Here is a 24664-nt window from a genome sequence, read left to right as displayed (position 1 = left end):
CAGACAAGCCTTGGGTCCCTGTCGACCCGTCACGGTGCGCCCGAAGGCAGACGCCTGCTGAAAGGCCTGGGGCCAGAAAACCGACGAATTCACTTTCTCATGGATCCGCGCCAGCTGGCTCTTGATCTGGGAACCTTCCCGGTCGCGCCCGATGAGGACCCTGTGTGAGATGGTCAATGAGGCATCGAGACAGCATGCTGCGTGGTCGTGGGACTGCCGGTGGCGCGTGTCCGACTGAATGCCAGGACAGCGGTGGCGGCAAGCAGCGCAATCGCGTATCCCAGCCATTCAAAACCCAGGTTCTGTACCAGTGCGCCACCCAGGATCGGGCCGATGGCGGAGCCCGTCATGATCATCGCCGGGGTCGCTGCGACCGCGCGGCCCGAAGGATCTTGTGCCGCGAACATACCGAATGCGAAGATGTGAGTGAAGATCATCACGAACACATAGACACTCGAGGCGGCAGCGAAGAAGGCGTAGCCGGTGGACTGGGTGATGATCAGGGCCAGCACGGCCTGCAGTGCAGGGCCTGCCAGGAGTACGCGGTGGGCGGGCCAACGGTTTTGAAACCAGGTGGCGACGATGGCCGGCAGCAGGTTGACGAAACCGACCGCAATGAGCACGGCCTGGACTTGGTCGGCGCTGAAACCGCGCGACATGCCCAGACGCTCCATGAAGCTGAACATCATGGCCTGGATCAGGGCCATCAGACCGATGCCGATGATGCCGCCCCAGACAGCCGACGGAATGCGCGCGGCTGATTGACTCGCCGCCGACTCTGCGGCATCGGCGGCGGGCGGCGCGGGAAAGGCCACAGCGGTGATCACCGCCGCGAACAGCATAAGGCCGCCAAACACCTGAAACAGGATGGGGCCTCCCATGGCTTCAATCAGCTTGGGGGTGAAGCCGAAGAAGATCACGGCGAAGATGCCCAGCGCCAGACCTGCCATGGCAAACATGCGATGGGGGTTCGACGTGCGACCCATGGTGCCGTGCGTGAAACACAGCGCCCATCCCACACTGACACCCGCTGCAGCGTGCAACAGGGCCATCATCAGGTAGTCGGTGGTCGAGCTCAGGGTCATGAACGCCAGTGTGGCCAGACCAAAACCCAAAGGTGCCATTGCTCGCGCAGGCAGGCGTCGAAAGAGTGGGGCACCCACCAGACTGGCCAGCACCACAGCCGCGAGAAAGATGGTCACCAGCCCACCAGACTGTTGCGGACTCAGTTGGTATTTGGAGATCAGCGTGCCTACCCAGATGGGCAGCGCTGCCATGTCAACCATGCCGGCGACATGCGCGACAGACAGCACTGCGCGGCCGCGCAGCGTATTGGTGGGATGGGGTGAGGACGAATGTTCCATGGTGTCTCCGGGTTGTGGCTGGGGGATGGTTTGCCAGGGTCTCGGGTTTGAGCGAAACCGTGACCGTGAACAAAAGCGTCACGGCAAGTAAGAACAGAGGCAGCCAATTTCCGCAAGGAGACGTGTCGATGGATGTGTCCCGTTGGGTGCGGGCGATCAAGGCAGTGAACACGTGTCATGACCCGCACGAGATGCGTCACACCCGGGGCGCCACACGCGCAACCGCCGGACGGCCATTGGCGCCCAGTTCGTTGAAGTCGGCGTTCTGGATGATCTCGGTGGTGTGGTTGAAATGGCTGGTCAGCAGTTGTTTCAGGTTGTCGGCATCTCGGGAGAGCGCTGCATCCAGCAGCGCTTTGTGTTCTGCTGCCACGTTGCGTCCAGAGGATTCACGCTGCACGTTGGCGAAGTTGCGGTAGCGCTCGAACTGGTCGTACAGCAGCGCACAGAGGCGGATCAGGGAGGGAGAGCCGCATCCTGCGAGCAGGGCCACATGGAATTGCCGATGAGCCTCTGCCCACACCGGTTGCTGGGCTTTGTCCGCCGGCGGGGGCGTTCTCGAGAGACGGTGAAAGGCGCTGATGAGATCGGACTCCCATTGGATGTCTCCGCGCTCTATTGCATACCGTGCGGCAAGGCCTTCGACGTCGATTCGGGTGCGGTTCATGTCCAGCAGCTCTGCACGTGACATGGGGGCGACACAGAATCCCCGCTGATCTTCGACCACCACCAGACCTTCCGGCACCAGGCGCGACAACGCCTCCCGTATGGCAGTGGCCCCAACGCCGTAGCGTTCGCTCAAGGCCTGGATGCGCAAACGCTCGTTGGGCTTGAGGGCTGCGCCAATGATGTCCGTGCGCAGCTGCTCGAAGGCGCGAGAGGTCAGGCTGCGGTTGTCGATCTCTTGAATGACCATGGTTGTCCTGAAGGGATGAAGGAAGTTTGGCAAGTATCACCCCAAGATCGTCGTCCAAATGCTGCTACATCCTTCTTGTGAGATATTATCGATAAAAACAGTAATAAAAGATAATGGTTTTCCCTATAAATTATCGATGAAGTCAGGTTTAGCATATGCATCCGTGCAGATGGCCGCTGCGGTCTTGCCGGTCGCGTTGATGTCGCTGCATTCGCTCACGCACGGTCTCTTTCCCTTCACCGTCTCGGCGCAGCCTGTCGATGCAAGAACCCCCATGCCCATGAAAAGGAAGCCCGCATGATTTCCGTGAAAGACATTGCCTTCGTTCGCTACCAGGCGACCGACCTGGGCCTGATGGAGACGTTCATGTCGGACTTCGGGCTCTATCGCATCGCACGCACCGACCAGGCGCTGTACCTCCGTTCCAGTGGACCGGCGCACCACTGCCACATCACCGAGCTGGGAGAGACGAACGTGACCCTGGGTTTCGGCTTGCACGCCCAGAGCGAGGCCGATCTTCACCAGCTCGCACCTGAAGTGGGCAGTCAGGTGGAGGACAACCCCGAACCCGGCGGTGGCAAGCGCGTGCGTTTCCGGGACCCGATGGGCTTCCTCGTGGACGTGATCCACGGCCAGGCGACCCTGCCCGAGCTCCCGCACCGCGAGCCGCTGCTGGTGAACCCGGCCACGGGCCGCGCGCGTTTCGGCAAGGTGGTGCGCCTGAAGCCGCAGCCTTCCACGGTGATGCGCCTGGGTCACGCCGCGCTGCTCGTGACGGACTTTCCGAAAGCGCTGGACTTCTACACGCGCGTGCTGGGCTTCCGCCCCTCCGACACCTACCACGCCGGTCACCCCGACAACAAGATCGCCGCCTTCATGCATTGCGGGCTCGGCTCGCAATGGACGGACCACCACACGCTGGCCGTGATCGCCTCACCCGACGGCACCAACCGTTTCGACCACACCGCGTTCGAGGTGCTGGACCTGGACGACGTGGTGCAAGGCAGCGAATTCCTCAAGACCAAGGAGTGGAAGCATTCCTGGGGCGTCGGCCGCCACATCCAGGGCAGCCAGCTCTTTGATTACTGGCGTGATCCGTTTGGCCACAAGGTCGAACACTGGACCGACGGCGACCTCGTGAACGACGACACACCGGTCGGCAACGATCACATCAGCAACGAGGAGCTGCGCCAGTGGGCGCCGCCCCTGAACCCCGAATTCTTCGCCTGAAGCGGCATCCGTCGTCTATTCCCTACTCAGAGAGAACCCATGAAACTGGCTCGCATTTCCCTGGAAGACCGCACCACCATCGGCCTCGTTCGCAATGGCCGTGTGATCGAGCTGTCACAGCTCCTGCCCGACGCGCCGTCCACCATCATCGAGGTGCTCAGCGCCGGCGCAGCGCTGCGCCAACGGATCAACGCCGCCCTGGCAGTGCAGCCGGCCGGTGCGGGCCATGCGCTCTCCGATGTGAAGCTCGAAGCCCCCATCGCAGGCGCCCAGAAGTACATGGCCATCGGCATGAACTACCAGGACCATGCCGACGAAGCAGCACGTGCCGGTATCGCGATCCCCAAGAACCAGCTGTGGTTCAACAAGCAGGTCAGTTGCATCACGGGGCCCTATGCGCCGGTCTACAAGCCGCGCGTGTCCGACAAGATGGACTACGAGGCCGAGATGGGTGTGGTGATCGGCAAGCGCTGCCGATACGTGTCTGAAGCCGACGCGCGCAGCGTGGTGGCGGGCTACTTTGTCGCCAACGACCTCACGGCACGCGACTGGCAGTTCGCCAGCCCGACCTTCACGCTGGGCAAGTCCTTCGACACACACGGCCCGATCGGCCCCTGGATCACCACGCACGACGAAATCGACGACCCGCACGATCTCATGATGCGTCTGTGGGTCAACGGTGAACTGCGCCAGGAGCAGAACACCGGCAAGATGATCTACAACATCTGGCAGCAGATCCACCACCTGTCCCAGGTGATGACGCTGGAGCCGGGTGACCTGATCGCCACCGGCACCTGCGCCAATGTGGGCATCGCCCTGGGCAAGTTCCTGCAGCCCGGTGATGTGGTCAAGGTCGAGATCGACCAGCTGGGCCACATCGAAAACCGCGTCATCGAAGAGCCCGTCGAAGACCACGCCCCCGACGCTGCCGCGTTGTGATCGCCACGCTCGCATTCAGGCCCGTATGAAACGCACGATCCTCCGGAGCATTCTCTTTGCCCTGGGTCCCATGCTCAACCGGGTCGCGGGCACGCGGCCTGCCTTTCGGGCGCGTCTCAAGCAGCACGACATCGTTGCCCAGATCGGGCTCAAAGACGGCAGCATCGCGCGCCACTTCATCATCGCCGCTGGCAAGGTGAAGTCGGTGGTCGGTGTTCACCCGCGCCCGCACGTGAACATGGTCTTCAAGGATGTGGACACGGCGCTGCTGATGATGAAGCCCGACCCCGACATGGGCGAAGTCGTGCATGCGGCCAAGAACTTCAAGGTCATGGTCATGGGGCCGGACCCGCTGGTGGTCTGGTTCATGCAACTGCTCAACTTCTCGCAGACCTCCGGCCTGCAGATGGGCACGCCCATGCCCGACGGTTGCATCCGTTTCACGATGCTGACCAACGGCGGGCCGCTGTTCGTGCATGTGAAGGACGGCAAGATCGTTCGCATGACGCCGATCGACCTCGACGAGACCGACGCGGCGAGCTGGACGATCCGTGCGCGCGGCCGCAGCTTCACACCACGCCGCCAGGCGACCATCGCGCCGCACGCGATGGCCATGAAGTCGGCGATCTACTCCGACAAGCGCATCCTCTACCCGATGAAGCGGGTCGACTTCGACCCCCACGGGGAGCGCAACCCACAGAACCGTGGCAAGAGCGGCTACGAGCGCATCAGCTGGGACGAAGCGCTGGACATGGTGGCCGGCGAGATCAAACGCCAGAAGGCGACATATGGTCAAGGATCGATGGTCATCCCGATGTCGTCGCACCACCAGTGGGGCAACGTCGGCTATTACCTCAGCGCGCTGATGCGCTTTGGCAACCAGATCGGCTTCACCCGCATGGCCGCCAACCCGGACAGCTGGGAAGGCTGGTACTGGGGGGCGATGCACCACTGGGGGCAGAGCCAGCGGGTGGGCATCGCAGGGGCCTACGGCACGGTGGAGGACTGTCTCAAGGAAAGTGAGTTGATGGTGTTCTGGTCGAGCGACCCGGAGAGCACCAACGGTGCCTACATGGGCTTCGAGGGCACGCAGCGTCGCCTCTGGGCCAAGGAGCTGGGCATCGAGTTCGTCCACATCGACCCGCACTACAACCCCACAGCTCAGCTCCTGGGTGGCCGCTGGATTCCGATCAGGCCGCAGACCGATGCGGCGCTGGCTCAGGCCATCATGCAGGTGTGGGTGGTCGAAGGTCTGTACGACAAAGACTATGTCGCTTTGCGCACCACGGGGTTCGACGAGTGGCGCGACCACTTGCTCGGCCAGGACGACGGCGTGCCCAAGACGCCAGAGTGGCAAGAGTCCGAGACCGGTGTGCCGGCCCGGGTGGTGCGTGCACTGGCCCGCCAGTGGGCCAAGAAGAAGACCTACCTCGCGGCCGGCGCCAATGGCGGCGGCTTCGGGGGTGCCTGCCGCGGCGCGGGCGGCGCCCAGTGGGCCCGCTGCATGGTCATGATGATGGCCATGCAGGGCCTGGGCAAGCCCGGCGTCAACATGGGCAACCTGCAGGCGGGTGCGCCGGTGGACTACGAGTTCTACTTCCCCGGCTATGCCGACGGCGGGATCTCGGGCGAGCTGCAGTGGAACGGCAACTCGGTCAACAACTACCAGAAGATGCCGCATGTGATCTCGATGAACCCGGTGCGCCAGCTGGTGCCGCGCCAGCAGTTCCCCGAGGCCATCATCGAAGGCAAGGCCACAGGCTATTTGTGGGACGGCATTGCCACCGAGATCCAGTTCCAGCCCTACACCTACCCGATGCCGGGTTACCCGCGCATCCACATGATCTACAAGTACGGTGGCTCGGCGTTCAGCACGCTGACCGAGTCGAACCGCCTGGTGGAGGCCTACCGCCACGAGAGCATCGAGTGCGTGGTCAACCAGTCGATCTGGATGGAGGGTGAAGCGCAGTTCGCCGACATCATCCTGCCGGCCTGCACGAACTTCGAGCGCTACGACATCGGCGAATGGGGTTCGGGCGGCGGCTACCTGCAGCACGGTTTCGATGGCGTCAACCACCGCGTCATTGCGCTGCAGCACAAGTGCATCGAGCCGCTCGGCGAGTCGAAGTCCGACTACCAGATCTTCACCGACATCCTCACCCGCCTGGGCCTGGGCGCGATCTTCACCGAAGGCTGCAGCGAGCTGGACTGGGTCAAGCGGGTGTTCAACTCGTCGGACGTCGCCAAGCGCATCTCCTGGAAAGCGTTCTGCAAGAAAGGCTACTACGTGGTCCCGCCGGAGCCCGAGGCGACCCGCGCACCGGTGGTCTTCCGCTGGTTCGCCGAGGGGCGGATGAAGGACATTGCGGAAGCCCAGCCCTTGCCGTCGCAATGGGCTGGCGATTTCGGCAAAGGCCTGCAGACGCCGAGCGGCAAGTTCGAGTTCATGCCCGAAACCCTCAAGCGGTCCGATCCGAACAACGCCGAGCGCCCGGTGGTCAACCGCTACATCCCGTCGTGGGAAGGGCGTCAAACGACCGCACTGGCCGAGCGCTTCCCCCTGCAGATGATCGCCACGCACTCGCGCTACAGCTTCCACACCAACGTGGACGGCAAGAACAGCTTCACCAACGACATCGAAGACCACCGGGTCAACATCGACGGCCACTACTACTGGTTGCTCAGGATGGGCGTGCAGGATGCGCAAGCCCGTGGCATCGCCCACCACGACCTGGTCAAGGTGTTCAACGACCGCGGTGCCGTGATCTGCGCTGTCGACGTGTCACCCATGGTCGCGTCGGGCGTCGTCAAATCCTTCGAATCGAGTGCCGAGTTCGAGCCGGTGGAAATCGACGGCGAGTGGGTGGACCTGGGCGGGTGCATGAACACGCTGACGCCGTCGCGCACCCAGATGAAAGGCACCAGCAGCATGTCGCCGAACTCGTGTCTGGTGCAGGTGGAGAAATGGACGCACGCGGCCCGTGTGCGCAAGGTGGCCTGACATGAAACAACCCCCGCACTCACTGTGTTCGCTGCTCCCGAGGGGGCGCGTCAGTGTCATCGGAATGGCCTGGCGAAACTGACATGAACAAATGGAATCTGATCATTGACGTGGCCGGTTGCGAGAACTGCAACAACTGCGTGCTCGCCGCCAAGGACGAACTGGTGGGGAATGACTTCCCGGGCTATTCAGCCCCGCACGCCACGCAGGGACGCGGCGTGATCCACATCGAGCGCACGGTGCGCGGCGCGGCGCACATGGTGGATGCGGCCTATGTGCCGAAGATGTGCAACCACTGCGATGACGCGCCGTGCGTGAAGGCGGGCGCTGATGGGGCGGTCAAGAAGCGCGACGACGGCATCGTCATCATCGACCCGATCAAGGCGCAGGGCCGGCGCGACCTGGTCGACGCCTGCCCCTATGGCGCCATCGTCTGGAACGAGCCGCTGCAGTTGCCGCAAAGCTGGTTCTTCGATGCGCACCTGCTGGACACCGGGGCGGCAGCACCGCGCTGTGTCGGTGTCTGCCCCACGCAGGCGATGGAAGCGGTGAAGCTCAGCGACGACGCCATGGCGCAGCGCGTGAAAGCCGAGGGGCTGAGAACGCTCGCGCCCGAAATCGGGACGAAGCCTCGCGTCTATTACAAGAACCTGCACCGCTCCGACCACTGTTTCATCGCCGGCAGCGTGACGGCCACGGTGGACGGCCGGGTCGAGTGCCTGGACGGCGCCGAGGTGGCGTTGCTGCGGGCCGGCGCCAAGGTCGCCGGTGCGGTCACCGATGCGTTCGGTGACTTCAAGTTCGATGCCTTGCCGCGGCACAGCGGTTCGTACCTCGTGCGCATCTCGCATCCTGATCATGGCGTGACCACGCGCTCGGCCAGCATCGAGGCGAGCAGCGTGGTGCTGGACGACTTGCCGCTGAGCGCGACGAGCGCGTGATCAGCGCCTGCATGTCAGACGGTGCTGTGCCGTTCGACCCAAGATTGATCCACATTGAAGGAGACCTGCCTTGAAATTTTCATTGAGCCGCCGCGCCGTCCTTTCCGCAACCGCCCTGGTTGCCTCCGGTGTGCGCGCCCAGAGCTTTCCGTCCAAACCGCTCACGCTGATCGTTCCCTATCCCGCCGGTGGACCGGCCGACGTGAACGCTCGCCTGATGCTGCCTGTGCTGCGCAAGACGCTGGGCCAGACCATCATTGTGGAGAACGTCGCCGGTGCGAGCGGTGGCATCGGCATCCAGAAGCTGCTCAACGCGCCTGCCGACGGTCACCACTTCATGATGGGCACGCCCAGCGACGTGATCCTGGCGCCGCTGGCGCTGGCGGCGGTGAAGCACAAACCCGAACAGCTGCGTCTGCTCGGCCTGGCCTCGCGCGGTCCCTTGATGATGGTCGCGGGACCTCACATCAAGGCGAAGACGCTGCAGGAACTGGTCGCAGAGGCGCGCAAGCCGGGCGCCCGCGAGCTCACCTTCGGCAGCATCGGCCCAGGGTCGCTTTACCACCTGGTCGGCGAGGACTTTGCCGCCAGCCTGAAGCTGCGCATGACGCACGTGCCCTACAAAGGCATGGCGCCCGCAGTGCAAGACCTCATGGGTGGCATGGTGGACGTGGCCTTCCTGCCGTCGGCCGGCAACCTGGTCGATCTGGTGTCGTCGGGCAAGTTGCGCGCGTATGCCGTCTGCGATGAGCAGCGCCTGGCGCGCCTGCCCGAGTTGCCCACCATGACCCAGGCCATTGCCCTGAAAGATTTCACGTACGAGATCTGGGGCGGGATGTTCGTGCCGCGCACCGTACCGCTCGACGTGGCCCAGCGCCTGAACGATGCCGTGAAGGAGGCGCAGAAAGACGCCGAATTCCGCACCCAGATCGAGGCCAGCGGTTCGGTGGCCGGCAGCCCCGTCACGCTGGCCGAAGCCGACCGCTTCCTCACCGAGCAGACCGAACGCTACCGCCGCCTGGCTCAAGCCGTGAAGCTCGAACCCCAGTGACCGATTGCCTTCGGTCGCACACAACCCGTCCATCAACCAGGAAACAACCATGTTCAATGTCGATCTGCTGATCGCCGGAAAAAACGTTCCGGCTTCGAACGGCGCCACCTTCGAGCGTCGCAACCCATTGTCCGAGGAGGTGGTCTCGCGCGCTGCCGCCGCGACGCCGGCCGATGCCATTGCGGCCGTGGAAGCCGCCGCCGCCGCGTTCAAGGAGTGGTCCCAGCAAGGGCCGGGCGCGCGCCGTCAGCTGCTGTTGAAAGCCGCACAAGTGCTGGAATCCAAGGCCCCTCAGTTCGTTGACGCGGTGTGCCAGGAAACCGGCGCCACCGGTCTGTGGGCCGGTTTCAACGTCCACCTGGCGGCGGGCATCTTGCTGGAGGCGGCCTCGCTCACCACGCAGATCACCGGCGAAGTCATCCCCTCCGACGTGCCGGGCAGTCTGTCGATGGGCGTGCGACAGCCCGCGGGCGTGGTGCTCGGCATGGCGCCCTGGAACGCGCCGGTGATCCTGGCCGTTCGGGCCATTGCCACGCCACTCGCTTGCGGCAACACCGTGGTGCTCAAGGCGTCGGAGCTGTGCCCGCGCACGCACCAGCTCATCATCGAATCGCTGCAGGAAGCCGGCTTCCCGCCGGGCGTGGTGAACTTCGTGACCAATGCGCCGGCCGATGCACCGGCGGTGGTGGAGGCCATGATTGCGCACCCGGCCGTGCGTCGCGTCAACTTCACGGGCTCCACCCGGGTCGGGCGCATCATCGCCGCCAGCTGCGCCAAACACCTCAAGCCCGCTGTGCTGGAACTCGGCGGCAAAGCGCCTCTGGTGGTGCTGGACGACGCTGATCTCGACGTGGCGGTGGACGCTGCCGCGTTCGGTTCGTTCATGAACTCCGGCCAGATCTGCATGTCGACCGAACGCATCATCGTCGACGAGAAGATCGCCGATGAATTCGTGGCACGCCTGGTGGCGAAGGCCAGCGGGTTGCCGCTGGGTGACCCGCGCGGCAAGGACCCGGTGGTGCTGGGCTCCGTGGTCGACCGCAGCACGGTGGTGCGTTGCAACGCGCTGATCGACGATGCCGTGGCCAAGGGCGCGAAGCTGCTGTGCGGCGGCAAGGCAGACAGCACCCTGATGCCTGCCACGCTGCTGGACCACGTGACGCCCGCGATGAACATCTACCGTGACGAGTCGTTCGGGCCGGTCAAGCCGATCGTGCGCGTGAACGGCATCGAGGAAGCCATCGCCTGCGCCAACGACAACGAGTTCGGCCTGTCGGCGGCCGTCATCGGCCGCGATGTGGCGCGCGCGCTGCAGGTGGCGGGACGCATCGAGTCGGGCATTTGCCATGTCAACGCATCGACGGTGCACGACGAAGCGCAGATGCCTTTCGGCGGCGTCAAGTCCAGCGGCTTCGGTCGTTTTGGCGGCCGCGCCGGTGTGAACGAGTTCACCGAGCTGCGCTGGGTCACGGTGCAAACCACGCCGCGTCACTACCCCTTCTGAATCTGTTGTCCATCCACCTTCAACCCGTTGCACCATGAGTTTCATTTTCAAGCCCAGCGTTCGCTATCGCATGCCCGTGGTGTTTGGTCCCGCCCCGGGTCCCCGCCAGAAGCACGATGGCACACCCTGGAACGCCGACGAATCCGGCACCGCCAACGTGCAGTGGGCGACCATCGCCTACCGCACCCATCGGGACAAGCTCGAAGCCTTGTTGCCACCAGGCTTTGCCCTCAATGGCGATCCGCTGGTGCATGTCACGCTCGGGTTCTTCCGCGACCTCTACTGGCTGGCAGGGCGGGGCTACGGTCTGGTCAACGCTGAAGTGCCGGTGATCTTCACCGGCAAGCACGAGACCATTCAGGGTGGTCTCTGCCTGTCGATCTGGGAAGGGCGGCCTGATGCCATCATGACCGGCCGGGAAGAACTGGGTTTCCCCAAGCTGTTCGCCGACATCCCGGATGTGCGTCTGAACCCCGACAGCGGCTCCTTGAGTGGCCAGGCCTCCTGGCTCGACTTCAAGTTCTTCGAGATGGAGATGCACGGCATTGAAAAGACGGACGTGGACAGCATGAATCTGCTCGGTGCGCCGGGTGGTCCGATCCACTACAAGTACATGCCACGCACCGGCCCGTTCGGTTCCGGGGGCGCGGATGTCACGTACGTCACCACCTCGCAACCCTTGGCAGGCGCAGTGAGTGGAACGTCGCCCATCAAATTCGAGAACGCGGCTTTCAAAAAGTGGAAGGCCAAGGGCGGTTCGGTGAAGTGGCACCGCGCCACGTTCGAGCAGTTGCCCACGACCTGCCACGTGGTCAACGGCATGGCCGACCTGGAGATCCTGGAGTACGTGAGCGCCGAGATGGTCGAATTTTCGGCGCCGGGCAATGCCGTGGCGACCAACGGCCACCGCGTGGTCGAGCCCGCGTAAGTCGGCCTTGAAGCTCAAACCTCCATCACCGAAAGACACCACAGCATGACCCACTCCCTTGATTCAACCGCCCTGGACCAGATGTTCCTGGCAGCGCGCACCTTCAACAAATTCACGTCCGAGCCGGTCGGCGATGACCTGCTGAAACAGCTGTACGACCTGTACAAGTGGGGCCCGACCTCCATGAACACGCAGCCCGGTCGGCTGGTGTTCGTGCGCAGCGCCGAGGGCAAAGAAAAGCTCAAACCCGCCCTGATGCCCAACAACGTCGAGAAGACGATGGCGGCGCCCGTGGTGGCCATCGTCGCCCAGGACACCGCTTTCTACGATCACATGCCCACGCAGTTTCCCGCCATGCCCGGCGCGCGCGACATGTTTGCCAACAACGCGGGACTGTGCGCGGAAACCGCGTCCCGCAACAGCGCCCTTCAAGGCGCCTACCTGATCATGGCTGCCCGCGCGCTGGGCCTGGCCACCGGCCCCATGAGCGGTTTCAACCCCGCCGCGGTGAACGATGCCTTCTTTCCCGATGGTCGCTGGAAGGCCAACTTCCTGATCAATCTCGGCTGGGGTGATGCGTCGGGCAACCGCCCGCGCGGGCCGCGCCTGGCATTCGAGGACAGCGTGGTCTTGGCCTGAGCGGCCGAGAGGCCGAGCCCTGGCGCCGGGGGAACAGTGTGTGAAATTCAACGAGATCGTGACCGACAAGGAGACATCGAAATGAGCAACACCGAACAACCCACCCGCCGCCGCCTGGTGCAGGCGATGGCCGCCCTCCCTTTGGCGGCCGCCTGGCCGGCGCGGGCCCAGAGTTGGCCCACTCGAGTGATCACGCTGGTGGTTCCCTGGCCGGCGGGCAACCCGACGGACGCCCTTTCGCGCAAGCTGCAGCCCCTGCTGACCAAGGCCCTCGGCCAGACCGTGGTGATCGAGAACATCGCCGGTGCTGGCGGCACCCTCGGCGTGGGACGGGTGTTCTCACAGCCCGCCGACGGGCACACGATCCTGATGGGAACACCCACCGAGCTGATCCTCAGCCCGCTGACGATTCCGTCGGTGCGTTACGCACCCTCCGATTTCCGCATGGTCGGCCTGTTCGGGCGCGTGCCGTACATCCTGGTCGCGCGTGCGAACCTGCCCCAGTCGAGCCTCGCCGACGTGGTGGCGTTGAAAAACAAGCCCGGAGGCAATCCGCTGACCGTGGGCAACATCGGGCCGGGTTCGCTCATACACCTGATGGGTGTGCAGTTCGAGAAGGTGAGCGGGGTTCCCGTGCTGCATGTGCCCTTCAAGGGTGTGCCGCCGATGGTGCAGGACTTGCTGGGCGGCCAGCTCGACGTGGCGTTCATTCCCGTCAACGGCAGCACCATGGCACTCATCGAACAGGGCAAACTGCGCTCGCTCGGCATCACCTCCGCAGCGCCGTACCCGCTGTATCCCACACTGAAGCCGATGGCGGCGGCCAGTCGGGTGTTTGAAGGCTTCAACTACGACGTGTGGGGCGGCATGCATGTGCCGCGTGCCACCCCCGAGGCCGTGCAGCTGCGCCTGAACCAGGTGTTCTATGAAGTGAGCCGTGACCCCGAGTTCCGGGAGTGGGCGCGTTCAACCGGCACCGACCTCGCGGCACCCATGAACCTTGCCGAGCTGGACACCCTGTACCAGCATGACATCGCTCGCTATCAGGCGATCGCCAAGGCCACGCCAACGGGTTCCTGACGCTGCGGACCACACGGGTGCGCATGCTCGCTGCCGGTCCCACGGCGGGCCTGACCGATTGCTGCGCTGAGCGCGGCCGTCAACCGGTCAGGCGACCGCTTCGCAGATCGGCATAAGCCGCTTCGATTTCGGCTCGGGTGTTCATCACAAAAGGGCCGTGCGCGACCACCGGCTCATCGATCACGGGGCTGGCGTAGACCAGGAGCCGCGACGTCTGGATCGCGTGCAGCGTGAACGACGCGTTGGCTGACGGATGCTGGCCTCGCGACGGGGCTGATCCGCTGTCCATCCATGCCACCTTCGGTGCCTGCATCTCCGTGCCCGCCAATGTGACGGCGCCAGCCAACAACACGGCAAAGGCGCGCTCGCCTTCAGGCACGGGCACCTCCACGTCGGTCCCGGCCGCGATGTCGATGTCGAACAAGCTCAGGGGCCAGGTGCTGCCATGCGCCTGCGTGGCATCGCCCCACTGCCCCGCATAGACCCGTGCCCGCAAGCCCGGCGCTTCGTGCACCGGCACGTCGTTGAGCCGCAGGTCGGTGTAGCGCGCGCTGACGTGTTTGAGCCGTGCCGGAAGGTTCAACCACAGCTGGAGCAGGTGAACACCGTCGGGTCCTGGCATTTCACTGTGCATCACACCGTGGCCGGCGGTCATGAACTGCGCGTCACCCGCTCTCAGCGTGCCGCTTGCGCCCGTGTGATCGGTGTGTTGCACCTCGCCTTCCAGCACCAGGGTCACGGTTTCCATGCCTCGGTGTGGATGGGTGGGGAACCCCGCCGGCGGTGCGAACCAATCCTCGGCCATCAGCAAGAAGGGCGAGTGCGCTTCGAACCGCTCGGGCGCGATGAGCAGGCGAGCGCTCTGTGTGGGCGCGCGCTGCATGACGGGTGTGGGGGCGTGTGCGTGGAGGACTTGCATGGGTGACAGAAGCTGCGGTGGGGTTGAGCGCGGTCGATGGTAGCCATGTCGTGCAAGTACCCACCTGGTCAGAAGGTCACATCCGAAGCCGAGACCTTTTGTGACTACCGACGCTCACGGTGCTAGCCTTCGATGCCACGGCGGCCGTTTGCCCAGCTGCTCGCGCAAAACAATGTGGCGTCTGGTCTCAGTGCAGTAAGGCCTTTACAAACTCGTCAGCTGATCCGCAGTGGCGGTCCACCTGAACAGCTGGCCGTTTTCGTTGTGAGCGGTGACGAAGTGGTCGATGCGTTGCACGGGTTGTTTGACGCTGGTGAACGAACCGCGCCGAATGGCCTTGTCGGTGATCAGCCCGAAGAAGCGCTCGACCTGATTGAGCCAGGAGCTGTAGGTCGGGATGAAGTGCATGTGCCAGCGCGGCCAGCACCGCGCCGTTGATCACGTTCAGGGCCGCGAACAGCGTGGTCTTGATCAGCTGCACCACGCGCTCGTCGTCCATCGTGCGCGGCTTGCCCGGGCGCACATCGTCGTACAGGCCAGCGATGCGTCGTTCGATGAATCGCGTGCGCCACTTGCCCACAGTGGCCTTGGTCAGTGCCAGGCGCTCGGCGATGGTTGTGGGTGTCGTGCCGTTGGTCATGTACAAGTTAGGTTTCACAGACTCCGCCATGGAACGCCCGTGCTACTTCCAGAACAACCGTACCGGATTTGAGATCTGTATCAAACCTGTCTGTTCGGGCTGACGATGTCCAACCTTTGCATGCGGCGGTAGACAGTCGCTCGGCACGTGCCAAGGCTGCGTGCCGCATCGGTGATGTTCCATTGGTGCTCCCACAGCACCCGCACCAAAACATCCCGGTCCGAATGAGCGGCGGCATCAACAGGTGACATGGGTATGTCAATAGATGACATGCGGGGTGGGGGCAAACTGGCTCGCATGGCCCCCTGGATATTGACCGGGAGGTGTTCCAGTTCGATGGGCTCTCCACCGCTCAAAGCCAGGGCGGCGCGGAGTGTGTTCTTCAGTTGACGGATGTTCCCTGGCCAGTGGTAGGTCTGAAGTGCGGTCAACGCATGGGGGGAAGCCGTACCGGCACGGGCATAGAGCACCCGGCCTTCCTCCTGCAGAAACTCGCGGATCAGGTTTTTCTTGTCTGTGCGCGCATGCAACGAGGGCAGCACGAGCGTGACGCCATTGAGGCGGTAAAACAGATCCAGGCGGAACTGTCCGTGGGAGACCAGATCGTTGAGGTCCCTGTGCGTGGCGCAGACGATCTGAATGTCCACGGGCACCGGGGTTTCCGAACCCAGCGGCGTGACCTCTCGCTCGGACAGCACGCGCAGCAAGCGGGTCTGCATCGCCAAAGGCATGTCCCCGATTTCGTCCAGAAACAGCGTGCCGCTGTGGGCCTGCTGAATTTTGCCCCGTGCCCCCTTGCTGCGTGCACCGGTGAACGCGCCGTCCTTGTAGCCAAAGAGTTCGCTTTCGATCAACGTGTCCGGAATGGCGGCGCAATTCACGGCGACAAAGGCTTGGGATCGCCGGGCACTCGCCTCGTGAATCGCCTTGGCAAAGGCCTCTTTGCCGGAGCCGGATTCCCCCTGGAGCAAGATGGCCAAACCTTTGTCCACCACACGAAGGGCCTGCTGGACATTGCGCGCCATGTTGGCGTCGTTCCCTGCCAGTTCACGGAGTGCCTTGTCATTTTGGGTTCGCGCCATCGGACGCTGAAGCGTGCTCACCGGCGTGAACTGGCGTGGACCGCGCACCAGGGCAAAACATTGCTCGCCCGAATGCAGCAGACGCAGCGCAAGGGACTCTGGGTGGGTTTGTGCAGCGTTGAACAATCGCTCCAACCGCACGTCAAAGATGTCCTCGACATGGGCACCAGACAACGCGGCCGGGGTGCGCCCAACGGATTGCAGAAAGGCCTGGTTGGCAGCAACGATCCGGCCGCCCTCATCCAGTGCGATCAGACCTTCTGTGGCCACTTCAAGGAACTCGCGCCGTCCAGCCAGACGCAACACCATATGCCGGTCGAACTGCCTGAAAAACTGGGCGTTCTCGACCATGCGAGCGGTCGACTTGACCATCTGCAACACCAGGTGCTGGCTGCGCTTGTCGTCCGGCGAGTACAGGGCGGATGCATCCAGTACCGCGATCACCCGACCATCGGCCCCCAACACGGGCGCGGCGCTGCAGGTCAGGGCCCGGTTGGGCGCTCGGAAATGTTCTTCGTGGTGAACCGTGATGGACCGTTGCTCCAGGTTCGCCAGCGCCACGGCGCAGGTGCCTTCCTGGTCCTCGGACCAGCAACTGCCGAGGTACAGGCCGGCATGTCGCAGCTCGCGGTCCAGCAGTGGGTTGTTGATGAAGTCAACGGCGACGCCGTGGGCATCTGTGAGCAAGACCACATAGCCGGCGTCGCGGATTTGCAAGAAGAGCGACTCCATGCCGCTGCGGGCGACGTCCAGCAGGTCCTCCATCGGCACGCGATGGTCTTGCAGGGCGGTCGCGGTGAGGATGCGCGGCGGATCACCGCGCCCCGGATCCAGCCGGTACACATCCATCGACCGCTGCCTTGAGCGTTCGATCACGTCATCGGCGCGCCAAGGCATGTCCGAGGCGGCTTCTTGGCCGGGTGCACCCCGGTGGCTGCTGAATGCCATGTTTGTCTCCTGGCGCCCGCATCGAGGCGGGCGCATCTTTCTCTGTGTGGCGAGACCCACAAGCGCTGTCGCTGCGGCATCGCGACACCATGGGTCTCTGCACGCTCAATGATAGGTCCGAAGGCCAGGAAAGGGGCAATTTCAGCAGGGGTTGTCCAGCGAGCGCAAGTAACATTGAACGTGCCTTGGGATGACCGGCTCGTGGAGCCACGCCTGCAGCAAACACAGCAGTGCAGCGGGTTGATCGGCATGGATCCAGTGCCCCGCACCCGATATTTCGTCATGCTGGGCCGCGGGAAACAAGGCATTGACCAATGGTCGATGGGCCTCGGTCAGGTAGTCGGACGCTGAACCGCGGACAAACAGCGTAGGCATGGTCGACGGGTCACGGCACAGGGCTGCCGGAAAGGCCAGCAGGTCTTTCATGGAAGCGGCGATGCCTGCCCAGTGGTTGCGCCAGGCCCAGCCTGTTTCGCTGCGACTGAGGTTCTGCAGCAGCATGGCACGCAATCTGCCCGAGGACACATGGCGTGCCAGTTGGGTGTCGGCGTCCTCCCGCCGCTGGATCTGGCCCAGGTTCATGCGCAGGGCGGCATACACCAGGGGCATGTAGCGGTCGGCGTAGGTGACCGGCGCGATGTCCAGCACCGCCAGGCTGGCCACCCTTGACGCAAACAGGCGTGCGAACACCATGCCGGCTTTTCCGCCCATGCTGTGGCCGACGAGGTGCGCACGGTCGATGCCCAGATCGTCGAACACACGCCGCAGGCCCTCGGCCATCAGCGGGTAGTCCATCCGGTCCACATGGGGCGAGTGGCCATGGTTGGGCCAATCGACCGTGATCACCTGCCGTTGTGCCGACAAGGGCCGCGCCATGTGGTGCCATTGCGCGGCACTGCCAAACAGGCCGTGCAGCAGCACCACGGGCGACCGCCCCGATGACGCCGTGCCGCAGGAGCGCCAGGCCAGGTTCACCGGTCCGTCTCCCATGGAAGGCGGGCGCTCAAAGCTCCCGCCGCTGCATGGCACCGGCGATGTACTCGGCCTGCCGGATGGCAAGGGCCACGATGGTCAGCGTCGGGTTGGCGGCCGAACTGGAGGTGAACTGGCTGCCGTCCGAGATGAACAGGTTCTTGACATCGTGCGCCTGGCCCCAGCGGTTCACCACGCCATCGCGGGCGTTGGCGCTCATGCGGTTGGTGCCCAGGTTGTGGCTGGCGGGATAGGCGGGCATGTCGATGACACGCGTGGCCCCCACGGCTTCGGACACCTTGCGCCACTGCACCAGACCGTGCGCGGCGATCTTCTCGTCGTTCTCGTGGTAGGTCTTGGTCACGATGGGCACAGGCAGGCCGTACTGGTCCTTTTCGGTACCGTGCAGGGTGATGCTGTTCTGCTCCCGGGCCAGGTCTTCGCCGCAGACCCACACGCAGCTCATGTGGTCGTACTGGTCGATGGCCGAGGTGAAGTCGCGCCCCCAGCCACCGGGCCGCATGAACGCCGCGGTGTATGGCAGGTGCAGGGCTAGGCCTTCCAGGTAGTAGCCGCCCACGAATCCCCGGTTGGTGTTGAGCGCCACCTCGTCGGCAATCACCGCAGCAATGTCAAAACCCCGGTACATGTAGACCGGCTTGCGGTGGATGGAGACCGCCGCCGCGGTGGCGTGGTTCATGTAGTTGCGGCCGACCTGTCCGGACGAGTTGGCCAGGCCGTTGGGGAACAGGCTGGATGCCGAGTTCAGCAGCAGCCGTGGCGATTCGATCGAGTTGCCCGCCACGCACACGACCCGGGCTTTCTGCAGTTGCCTGCGGCCCTGGCCATCGACGTAGAGCACGCCGTTGGCCTTGCCCGACTTGTCGTGCTGGATCTGCAGCACCATGCATTGGGAACGCAACTCCACCCGGCCGGTTTCCTGCGCGCGGGGCACCTCGGTATAGAGCGTGGACCACTTCGCGCCGATCTTGCAGCCCTGCATGCAAAAGCCGATCTGCATGCAGCCCGGCCGGCCGTCGTAGGGAACCGGGTTGGAGGCCGTCGGCCGGATGATCTGCTGGTAGCCCATCTTCCGGGCGCCCGCCTCGATCACCTTGTAGTGGTTGTTGGGGGGCATGGGCGGCAGGCCGCTGGCCTTGCTCCCGGCCACACCCATCTTCTTCTCGGCCAGGTCGTAGTAGGGCTCCAGCTCCTTGAGCGTGATGGGCCAGTCCAGCACGTTGGCGCCGCTGATCTCGCCATAGGTCGTCCGGGTGCGGAAGTCGTGGGCCTGGAAGCGCAGGGCCACGCCCGACCAGTGCACGGTGGAGCCACCCACGCCCTTGACGATCCAGGCCGGCAGGTTGGGATAGGTCTGCGTGTGGTGCCAGCCACCGGCCGAGATGCGCTTGTCCAGCCAGGAAATCTTGTTGAACATCGCCCATTCGTCGTTCTCGAAGTCGTCCTGGGTGTAGTGCTTCCCGGCTTCGAGCAGCACACATTTCACGCCGCGCTGCGCCAGTTCGTTGGCCAGGGTGCCGCCCCCTGCGCCGGACCCCACGATCACGACGACGCTGTCGTCATGGAGTGCAAATTTCGCCTGTTGTGCCATGGTGTTTGTCTCCTGTGGTGGGGCGTTTTCAGAGCCAGTCGATGTCGTCGAAGCCGCGGTTCTGGTAGCCGCCCTTTTGCCAGGACGAGCCTTCGTAGCCGAACAGGGGCCAGATGTCTTTGTTGTTGTAGAGACCGGTCACCAGACCGCCCTGGATCGCCTTGAAGAACGGTGTCGCCTCGATCGCCTTGAGCAGTTCCACACGCTCGGCCTCGGAGGGCACTTCTGCGTAGGGCTTGCCGAAGCGGGCACGGGCACGGACGTCGAGGTCCGAGAGGCCCGAGACCAGCCGCTTTTTCAACGACGCATCCTTCCCCGCAGCCATGTCGTGCGAGGCCACGGCCTGCAGGTAGAACCTGTCGGGCACCTTGTCATGGGGAAAGATGTCCCGGGCCATGCGCAGCAGCGTGTGGCCGGCCGCAGCGCCCAGATGGGTGAAGGTCTTCTCCACCGATGAGGGGGCCCGGCCCGCCAGGGCCGTGACGGGAACGACCGTCACGCCGATGGCCCCCAGGCCGCTGTCGCGCAGGAAGCCCCGCCGATCCAGGCGGGGGCTGTTGTCGATCACGCGCATGGTGGTCGCGTTCTTTTGCGATGAATCGCTCATGGTTGTCTCCTCTGGTTGTGCACTGAATCAAATGGGGCATGGGGATGCATGCCCATGCAGGTGGGACCCGATGGAAAGGTTCAGACCGGACAGACCTCCTCGCAGAGGTGCGTCCGGAGCGCGCGCTCCAGGCGCTGTTCGAAGACCACGCGGTCAAAGGCGGATCCACCCGCAGCGCGGCCGTGGGTGGTGATGTCGGTCAATCGCTGTGCGTCCTGTGTCGGGCGAGCCAGCGTTTCGCACAGCAAGGTCCAGGGCGAGCGATCCAGCAGCACCCCGCCCACCAGCAGCACGCCGTGGGCGCGCCGAACCTGGGCCAGCCCGGCGATCTTGCGACCACCGGACAGGACTTCCCAGGGCGAGAGGCCGCCGAAACAGGCCCAGTCGGGCCCCGCCGGCGCACCGGTGGTGACCCGGGCGCGCAGGTCCTGGGGCGCCACGGCGTCGGCCGGGACGCCGCCGACCCGCAAGGTCTGAGCGATGGCTTCACCCAGCCACCGGTAGCTGCCCACGGGACCGGTGCTCACCAGCGGATGGTCGGGCGGCAGGGCCACGGACAGCCCCAGCATCCAGGGGCCGGTCAACACCGCGCCACCGCCCGATTCCCGCAGCAGGACCTCCAGACCGGTGTGCGAGTCCACCTCGGCCAACAGACGCCGCTGGGAACACCCGAGCACCACCACCGGTTGGCGATAGCGCCACAGCCGGAAGGCTGGTGCGTTAACCCGTTGCTGGAGTTGCGCCTCGTTCCACAGCTGCTCGCTGACGGCGACGGACAGATCGGCCATGGTGCGCCTCACTGGCCTTCGGCCGATTCGAGCCGTTCCCGCACCGAGGCGAGGAACTGGGCGGCCGGGTAGCCGTCCACCGCCCGGTGGTCGAACACCAGGGTCAGCGTGGTCATGGGAGCGACCGCCAGTTGCCCGTCACGCACGACCGGGCGCTGGGCCACCCGGCTCACGCCGATGATGCCGACCTGGGGCGGGTTCAGGATCGGCGTGAACCAGTCGATGCCCGTCATGCCGAGGTTGGTGACCGTGAAGGTGCCGCCCTGGTACGCACGCGGTGGCAAGCTGCCCGCCTTGGCGCCGGTGGCCAAGGCCCGGACCTCGCCGGCCAGCGCCATGACCGACTTGCCTTCGGCGTCCCGGATCACCGGCACGGACAGCCCTTCGGGGATCGCCACGGCCAGCCCCAGGTGGATCGACGGCACCCGCTCGATGCCCCCCTCCCGCATCAGCGCGTTCATCGCCGGGTGCTGGCGCAGCGCCTGCGCCACGGCGCGCAGCACCCAGGCGGTCACGGTGGGTCTGGCGGCGTCGCCAGACACCGCATGGCGCGCCACCTGTTCGAGGCAACGGGTCATGTCCACCTCAGCCGCCATGGCCACACGGGGCGCCAGCCAGCCCGCGCTCATGTTGCGCGCGATGGCTCCGCGCAGCCCCTTGAGCGGGAGCAGGGCCGGCGCCGGGGCCTGCGCAAGGGCGTCCGCAGAGGTCATGCGGCCACCCGCAACACCGCCAGCGTCTGGCCGGGCTTGAAGGTGTCTTCGGCGGCGACCAGGATCTGCTCAATGACCCCGGCCGCCGGTGCCAACACATCGTGGTTGGCCTTGACCACCACCACGCTGGCCACCGCCTGGCCCGCGTCGACGGTGTCACCCGCCTTCACCAGCCACTCCTCGACCAGGGCCTCGGTACCGGGCTCGACGTCCTGCCACGCGTCTTGAGGGAGAACGATGTCTTTCATGCCAGTGTTCCTTCGAGTTGGGAAGCGCCCACCAGTTGGCGTGCCGCTGCAACGATGGAGTGGACTTGGGGGATCACGAATTGCTCCAGCGGCCGGCTGTAGGGGATGGGCACATCGGGAACGGCCAGGCGTTTGACCGGGGCCTTGAGCTGGACCGTGTCCAGGTTTTCGGCCACCAGGGCGGCGATCTCGCCCGACAGGCCGAAACTCAGGTAGTCCTCATCGGCGATCAGCAGCCGGCCCGTCTTGCGGACCGAGCGCAACACGGCGGCCCGGTCCAGCGGCACGATGGTGCGCAGGTCGATCACTTCGGCGTCGATGCCGGCGTCGGCCAGCTCCTGCGCGGCCAGCACCGATTTCTGCACCATCTGGCTCAAGGTCACGATGGTCAGGTCGCTGCCTTCGCGAACGACCTTGGCCTCGCCAAACGGGATGGTGTAAGGCGACTCGGGCACCTCGTTGGTGCTGCCCTCGAAGTAGGACATCCAGGGCAGGCCCATGATGCCCTTGTGGAACAGGAAGACCACCGGGTTGTCGTCGCGGATGGCCTGGGCCATGAGGCCCTTGGCGTCGTAGGCGTTGGAAGGCACCACCACCTTCATGCCCGGCATGTGGGCAAAAGTGGCGTACAGACACTGGGAGTGCTGCGCGGCGTCGTTGTAGCCGCCGCCGATGGCCGACATGAGCACCATGGGCAGCTTGATGTTGCCGCCCGCCATGTAGGTGTTCTTGGCCATGTGGTTGTAGATCATGTCCATGCACACGCCAAAGAAGTCGACGAACATCAGCTCGGCGATCGGTCGCATGCCCTCGGCGGCGGCGCCGATCGCGGTGCCGATGAAGGCGGTCTCCGAGATCGGCGTGTCCATGATGCGGTCCTTGCCGTGCTTGTCGAGCAGGCCACCGGTGGCACCAAAGATGCCACCGTACTTGCCCACGTCTTCGCCCATGACGAAGACCTCCGCGTCGCGCTCCATTTCCTGGCCGATGGCCTCCGAGATGGCCTGCGCCATCGTCAATTTCCGTGTTTTCATGTGTTCATCTCCTGGGGGTTCTGATGCGTGCGGCATTCAGTTGAAGACGTGCAACAAAGCGTCTTCAGGTTGGGGATAGGGGCTGGTGCGGCCGTACTCGTAGGCCTCGGTGACCCGGGCGCTGACGCGGGCACGTATCGCCTGGTCCGTGCCGTCGTCGATCAGGCCCGCGCGCCGCAGCTGATCGTGCAGTCGGGGGATGGGGTCGTTGCGGCGCAGGGCTTCCACTTCGCCTTTGGGGCGGTAGGTCTCCGGGTCGCCCTGGAAGTGGCCCAGGTAACGATCGGTCTTGACCTCCAGCAAGGTCGGTCCCTCACCGCGCCGGGCGCGTTCGATGGCGACACCGGCCGCCTCGTACACCGCCACCGCATCGTTCTGGTCGACCAGCACACCCGGCATCCCGTAGGCGGCGGCGCGGTCTGCGTTCCAGGCCACCGAGGTGGATTCGGACTTCTCCACCGAGATGGCGTACTTGTTGTCCTCGCAGACGAAGAGCACCGGCAGCTTCCAGAGCGCCGCCAGGTTCATGGACTCGTGGAAGGCGCCCTGGTTGGTGGCCCCTTCGCCGAAGAAGGCGACGGCCACCCAGTTCTTGCCGCGCTTCTTGGCCGCCAGGGCCGCCCCGCAGGCCGGGGGCATGCTCGCGCCGATGATGCCGCTGCAGCTGAACTTGTGGATCGGATCGAACAGGTGCATGTGGCCACCCTTGCCGCGGCCGAGCCCGGTGTCCTTGCCGAACATCTCGGCGGTCATGGGCTTGAGTGGGACGCCCTTGGCGATCGCGAAGTGGTGCGGCCGGTGCGCGCCCACCACCGTGTCGTCATCGTGCAGGTGGGCACACACGCCCACCGCCACAGGCTCCTGTCCCGCGGCCAGGTGCATCTCGCCGGGCACGGGGCCCGCGCCGATGTCGAAGGCGAGGCCTTTTTGAATGTGAGGGGGTAACTTGCCTTCGAGATAGATGCGGGCCATCGTCTCTTCGTACTCCCGAATCTCGATCATCTTTTCGTACATCCAGAGCTGGTGCTCTACGGAAGGGTTCATGGTGGTGTCTCCTTGACTGGCTACGGGTCACGCCCTGGCGAAGAAGTCGCCGGGCCGGTGTCGATCTGCACCTCGTGTGCGTCTCGCCGCTTTCTTTGCGCAAAGCCCATGCCAAAACCTGGATCCACTGAAAACCTTCGGGAATACCCTTGAAAAACCGTGTCAGAAGCCCGTCGGAGGGCGTTTCGTGGCCCCACAAGGCGGTGTGCCGGTCCGTCAGGCGGCCATGGATGCGACATCTGCCATGCGACAGGTGTCGCATCAACCGATGAGCGGGCGACACGTGTCGCACCGGTGGATGGTGTTCCGGCCTGGTGAGCGGCGGCATGGAACTTGCCGATGCAACATTCCCTTCGTCACCCACTGGCCCATCCCATGAGCACACCCGTCACACCGACCTACGATCCCGCTGCCAAACAGAAGAGCCAGGCCAAGACTTCGCGCATCCCGATCAAGATCGTGCC

General features: G+C 64.7%; 21 protein-coding genes and 1 pseudogene. 9 read left to right on the top strand and 13 right to left on the bottom strand.

Annotated features, from left to right (window positions below):
- Positions 1-173: 173 nt before the first annotated feature.
- Both IV088_RS05955 and IV088_RS05950 read right to left on the bottom strand, forming a co-directional pair.
- Entirely contained in the window at positions 174-1364 is a 1191-nt protein-coding gene (locus IV088_RS05955) for an MFS transporter (RefSeq protein WP_291099077.1), read from the bottom strand.
- A 196-nt stretch (positions 1365-1560) separates the two neighbouring features.
- Complete coding sequence (locus tag IV088_RS05950) at positions 1561-2280, bottom strand: FCD domain-containing protein (RefSeq protein WP_291099074.1); 720 nt, start codon at positions 2278-2280, stop codon at positions 1561-1563.
- A gap of 297 nt (positions 2281-2577) precedes the next feature.
- Between IV088_RS05950 and IV088_RS05945 the strand changes: the two genes are divergently transcribed.
- The 9 genes from IV088_RS05945 to IV088_RS05905 all read left to right on the top strand — a co-directional run bounded on the left by IV088_RS05945 (position 2578) and on the right by IV088_RS05905 (position 13593).
- Entirely contained in the window at positions 2578-3510 is a 933-nt protein-coding gene (locus IV088_RS05945) for a VOC family protein (RefSeq protein WP_291099071.1), read from the top strand.
- A gap of 39 nt (positions 3511-3549) precedes the next feature.
- Positions 3550-4449: a fumarylacetoacetate hydrolase family protein gene (locus IV088_RS05940; protein ID WP_291099068.1), complete on the top strand. Its 900-nt coding sequence runs from the start codon at positions 3550-3552 to the stop codon at positions 4447-4449.
- Between the two features lie 25 nt (positions 4450-4474).
- Positions 4475-7450: a molybdopterin-dependent oxidoreductase gene (locus tag IV088_RS05935; RefSeq protein ID WP_291099065.1), complete on the top strand. Its 2976-nt coding sequence runs from the start codon at positions 4475-4477 to the stop codon at positions 7448-7450.
- Between the two features lie 83 nt (positions 7451-7533).
- Complete coding sequence (locus IV088_RS05930) at positions 7534-8391, top strand: 4Fe-4S dicluster domain-containing protein (protein WP_291099062.1); 858 nt, start codon at positions 7534-7536, stop codon at positions 8389-8391.
- 70 nt (positions 8392-8461) lie between these two features.
- Complete coding sequence (locus tag IV088_RS05925) at positions 8462-9442, top strand: tripartite tricarboxylate transporter substrate binding protein (protein WP_291099059.1); 981 nt, start codon at positions 8462-8464, stop codon at positions 9440-9442.
- A gap of 49 nt (positions 9443-9491) precedes the next feature.
- Positions 9492-10946, top strand: a complete 1455-nt coding sequence (locus IV088_RS05920; protein ID WP_291099057.1) for an aldehyde dehydrogenase — start codon at positions 9492-9494, stop codon at positions 10944-10946.
- Positions 10947-10980: 34 nt separating this feature from the next.
- The gene (locus IV088_RS05915) at positions 10981-11874 is read left to right on the top strand and encodes an acetoacetate decarboxylase family protein (protein ID WP_291099054.1); all 894 of its coding nucleotides are present in this window, start codon (positions 10981-10983) and stop codon (positions 11872-11874) included.
- Between the two features lie 45 nt (positions 11875-11919).
- Positions 11920-12513, top strand: a complete 594-nt coding sequence (locus IV088_RS05910; protein WP_291099051.1) for a malonic semialdehyde reductase — start codon at positions 11920-11922, stop codon at positions 12511-12513.
- A gap of 81 nt (positions 12514-12594) precedes the next feature.
- Entirely contained in the window at positions 12595-13593 is a 999-nt protein-coding gene (locus IV088_RS05905; protein ID WP_291099048.1) for a tripartite tricarboxylate transporter substrate binding protein, read from the top strand.
- Positions 13594-13672: 79 nt separating this feature from the next.
- Here IV088_RS05905 and IV088_RS05900 read toward each other — a convergent pair whose 3' ends face one another.
- From IV088_RS05900 to IV088_RS05850, 11 genes and pseudogenes are all read right to left on the bottom strand, one after another.
- Entirely contained in the window at positions 13673-14512 is an 840-nt protein-coding gene (locus tag IV088_RS05900; RefSeq protein ID WP_291099044.1) for a pirin family protein, read from the bottom strand.
- Between the two features lie 204 nt (positions 14513-14716).
- Positions 14717-15131: pseudogene (locus IV088_RS05895) on the bottom strand (helix-turn-helix domain-containing protein); the annotation flags it as partial.
- Between the two features lie 101 nt (positions 15132-15232).
- Positions 15233-17182 carry a sigma-54-dependent Fis family transcriptional regulator gene (locus tag IV088_RS05890; protein WP_291099041.1) on the bottom strand — a complete coding sequence of 650 codons (1950 nt, stop codon included), beginning with the start codon at positions 17180-17182 and terminating at the stop codon, positions 15233-15235.
- A 141-nt stretch (positions 17183-17323) separates the two neighbouring features.
- The gene (locus tag IV088_RS05885) at positions 17324-18172 is read right to left on the bottom strand and encodes an alpha/beta fold hydrolase (RefSeq protein WP_291099038.1); all 849 of its coding nucleotides are present in this window, start codon (positions 18170-18172) and stop codon (positions 17324-17326) included.
- A gap of 13 nt (positions 18173-18185) precedes the next feature.
- The gene (locus IV088_RS05880; protein WP_291099035.1) at positions 18186-19766 is read right to left on the bottom strand and encodes a GMC family oxidoreductase; all 1581 of its coding nucleotides are present in this window, start codon (positions 19764-19766) and stop codon (positions 18186-18188) included.
- A gap of 28 nt (positions 19767-19794) precedes the next feature.
- Positions 19795-20373 carry a gluconate 2-dehydrogenase subunit 3 family protein gene (locus tag IV088_RS05875; protein WP_291099033.1) on the bottom strand — a complete coding sequence of 193 codons (579 nt, stop codon included), beginning with the start codon at positions 20371-20373 and terminating at the stop codon, positions 19795-19797.
- 80 nt (positions 20374-20453) lie between these two features.
- Positions 20454-21161 (bottom strand): ligase, encoded by a 708-nt coding sequence (locus IV088_RS05870; protein WP_291099030.1) that lies wholly within the window; start codon positions 21159-21161, stop codon positions 20454-20456.
- A gap of 8 nt (positions 21162-21169) precedes the next feature.
- A complete protein-coding gene (locus IV088_RS05865) occupies positions 21170-21874 on the bottom strand; it encodes a dihydrolipoamide acetyltransferase family protein (RefSeq protein WP_291099028.1) in 705 nt (234 codons plus the stop codon).
- A complete protein-coding gene (locus IV088_RS05860; RefSeq protein WP_291099026.1) occupies positions 21871-22122 on the bottom strand; it encodes a lipoyl domain-containing protein in 252 nt (83 codons plus the stop codon). The genes IV088_RS05865 and IV088_RS05860 overlap by 4 nt, the downstream gene beginning before the upstream one ends.
- Entirely contained in the window at positions 22119-23156 is a 1038-nt protein-coding gene (locus tag IV088_RS05855; protein WP_291099023.1) for an alpha-ketoacid dehydrogenase subunit beta, read from the bottom strand. Before IV088_RS05855 ends, IV088_RS05860 begins: the two co-directional genes overlap by 4 nt.
- 36 nt (positions 23157-23192) lie before the next feature.
- Entirely contained in the window at positions 23193-24200 is a 1008-nt protein-coding gene (locus IV088_RS05850) for a thiamine pyrophosphate-dependent dehydrogenase E1 component subunit alpha (RefSeq protein ID WP_291099021.1), read from the bottom strand.
- Positions 24201-24664: the final 464 nt, after the last annotated feature.

It is taken from the genome of Hydrogenophaga sp., assembly GCF_018780075.1.
GTDB lineage: Bacteria > Pseudomonadota > Gammaproteobacteria > Burkholderiales > Burkholderiaceae_C > Hydrogenophaga.
Note: the sequence above shows the minus strand (reverse complement) of the source record. Positions and strands in the feature narration are given on the sequence as shown.

What these genes read in the sequence shown, in the direction of transcription:
- IV088_RS05955 (WP_291099077.1), bottom strand. Translation starts at nt 1,364, where the DNA reads ATGGAACATTCGTCCTCACCCCATCCCACCAATACGCTGCGCGGCCGC.
- IV088_RS05910 (WP_291099051.1), top strand. Translation starts at nt 11,920, where the DNA reads ATGACCCACTCCCTTGATTCAACCGCCCTGGACCAGATGTTCCTGGCA.
- IV088_RS05880 (WP_291099035.1), bottom strand. Translation starts at nt 19,766, where the DNA reads ATGGCACAACAGGCGAAATTTGCACTCCATGACGACAGCGTCGTCGTG.
- IV088_RS05870 (WP_291099030.1), bottom strand. Translation starts at nt 21,161, where the DNA reads ATGGCCGATCTGTCCGTCGCCGTCAGCGAGCAGCTGTGGAACGAGGCG.
- IV088_RS05905 (WP_291099048.1), top strand. Translation starts at nt 12,595, where the DNA reads ATGAGCAACACCGAACAACCCACCCGCCGCCGCCTGGTGCAGGCGATG.
- IV088_RS05850 (WP_291099021.1), bottom strand. Translation starts at nt 24,200, where the DNA reads ATGAACCCTTCCGTAGAGCACCAGCTCTGGATGTACGAAAAGATGATC.
- IV088_RS05900 (WP_291099044.1), bottom strand. Translation starts at nt 14,512, where the DNA reads ATGCAAGTCCTCCACGCACACGCCCCCACACCCGTCATGCAGCGCGCG.
- IV088_RS05930 (WP_291099062.1), top strand. Translation starts at nt 7,534, where the DNA reads ATGAACAAATGGAATCTGATCATTGACGTGGCCGGTTGCGAGAACTGC.
- IV088_RS05950 (WP_291099074.1), bottom strand. Translation starts at nt 2,280, where the DNA reads ATGGTCATTCAAGAGATCGACAACCGCAGCCTGACCTCTCGCGCCTTC.
- IV088_RS05920 (WP_291099057.1), top strand. Translation starts at nt 9,492, where the DNA reads ATGTTCAATGTCGATCTGCTGATCGCCGGAAAAAACGTTCCGGCTTCG.
- IV088_RS05945 (WP_291099071.1), top strand. Translation starts at nt 2,578, where the DNA reads ATGATTTCCGTGAAAGACATTGCCTTCGTTCGCTACCAGGCGACCGAC.
- IV088_RS05885 (WP_291099038.1), bottom strand. Translation starts at nt 18,172, where the DNA reads ATGGGAGACGGACCGGTGAACCTGGCCTGGCGCTCCTGCGGCACGGCG.
- IV088_RS05860 (WP_291099026.1), bottom strand. Translation starts at nt 22,122, where the DNA reads ATGAAAGACATCGTTCTCCCTCAAGACGCGTGGCAGGACGTCGAGCCC.
- IV088_RS05890 (WP_291099041.1), bottom strand. Translation starts at nt 17,182, where the DNA reads ATGGCATTCAGCAGCCACCGGGGTGCACCCGGCCAAGAAGCCGCCTCG.
- IV088_RS05865 (WP_291099028.1), bottom strand. Translation starts at nt 21,874, where the DNA reads ATGACCTCTGCGGACGCCCTTGCGCAGGCCCCGGCGCCGGCCCTGCTC.
- IV088_RS05855 (WP_291099023.1), bottom strand. Translation starts at nt 23,156, where the DNA reads ATGAAAACACGGAAATTGACGATGGCGCAGGCCATCTCGGAGGCCATC.
- IV088_RS05915 (WP_291099054.1), top strand. Translation starts at nt 10,981, where the DNA reads ATGAGTTTCATTTTCAAGCCCAGCGTTCGCTATCGCATGCCCGTGGTG.
- IV088_RS05940 (WP_291099068.1), top strand. Translation starts at nt 3,550, where the DNA reads ATGAAACTGGCTCGCATTTCCCTGGAAGACCGCACCACCATCGGCCTC.
- IV088_RS05935 (WP_291099065.1), top strand. Translation starts at nt 4,475, where the DNA reads ATGAAACGCACGATCCTCCGGAGCATTCTCTTTGCCCTGGGTCCCATG.
- IV088_RS05875 (WP_291099033.1), bottom strand. Translation starts at nt 20,373, where the DNA reads ATGAGCGATTCATCGCAAAAGAACGCGACCACCATGCGCGTGATCGAC.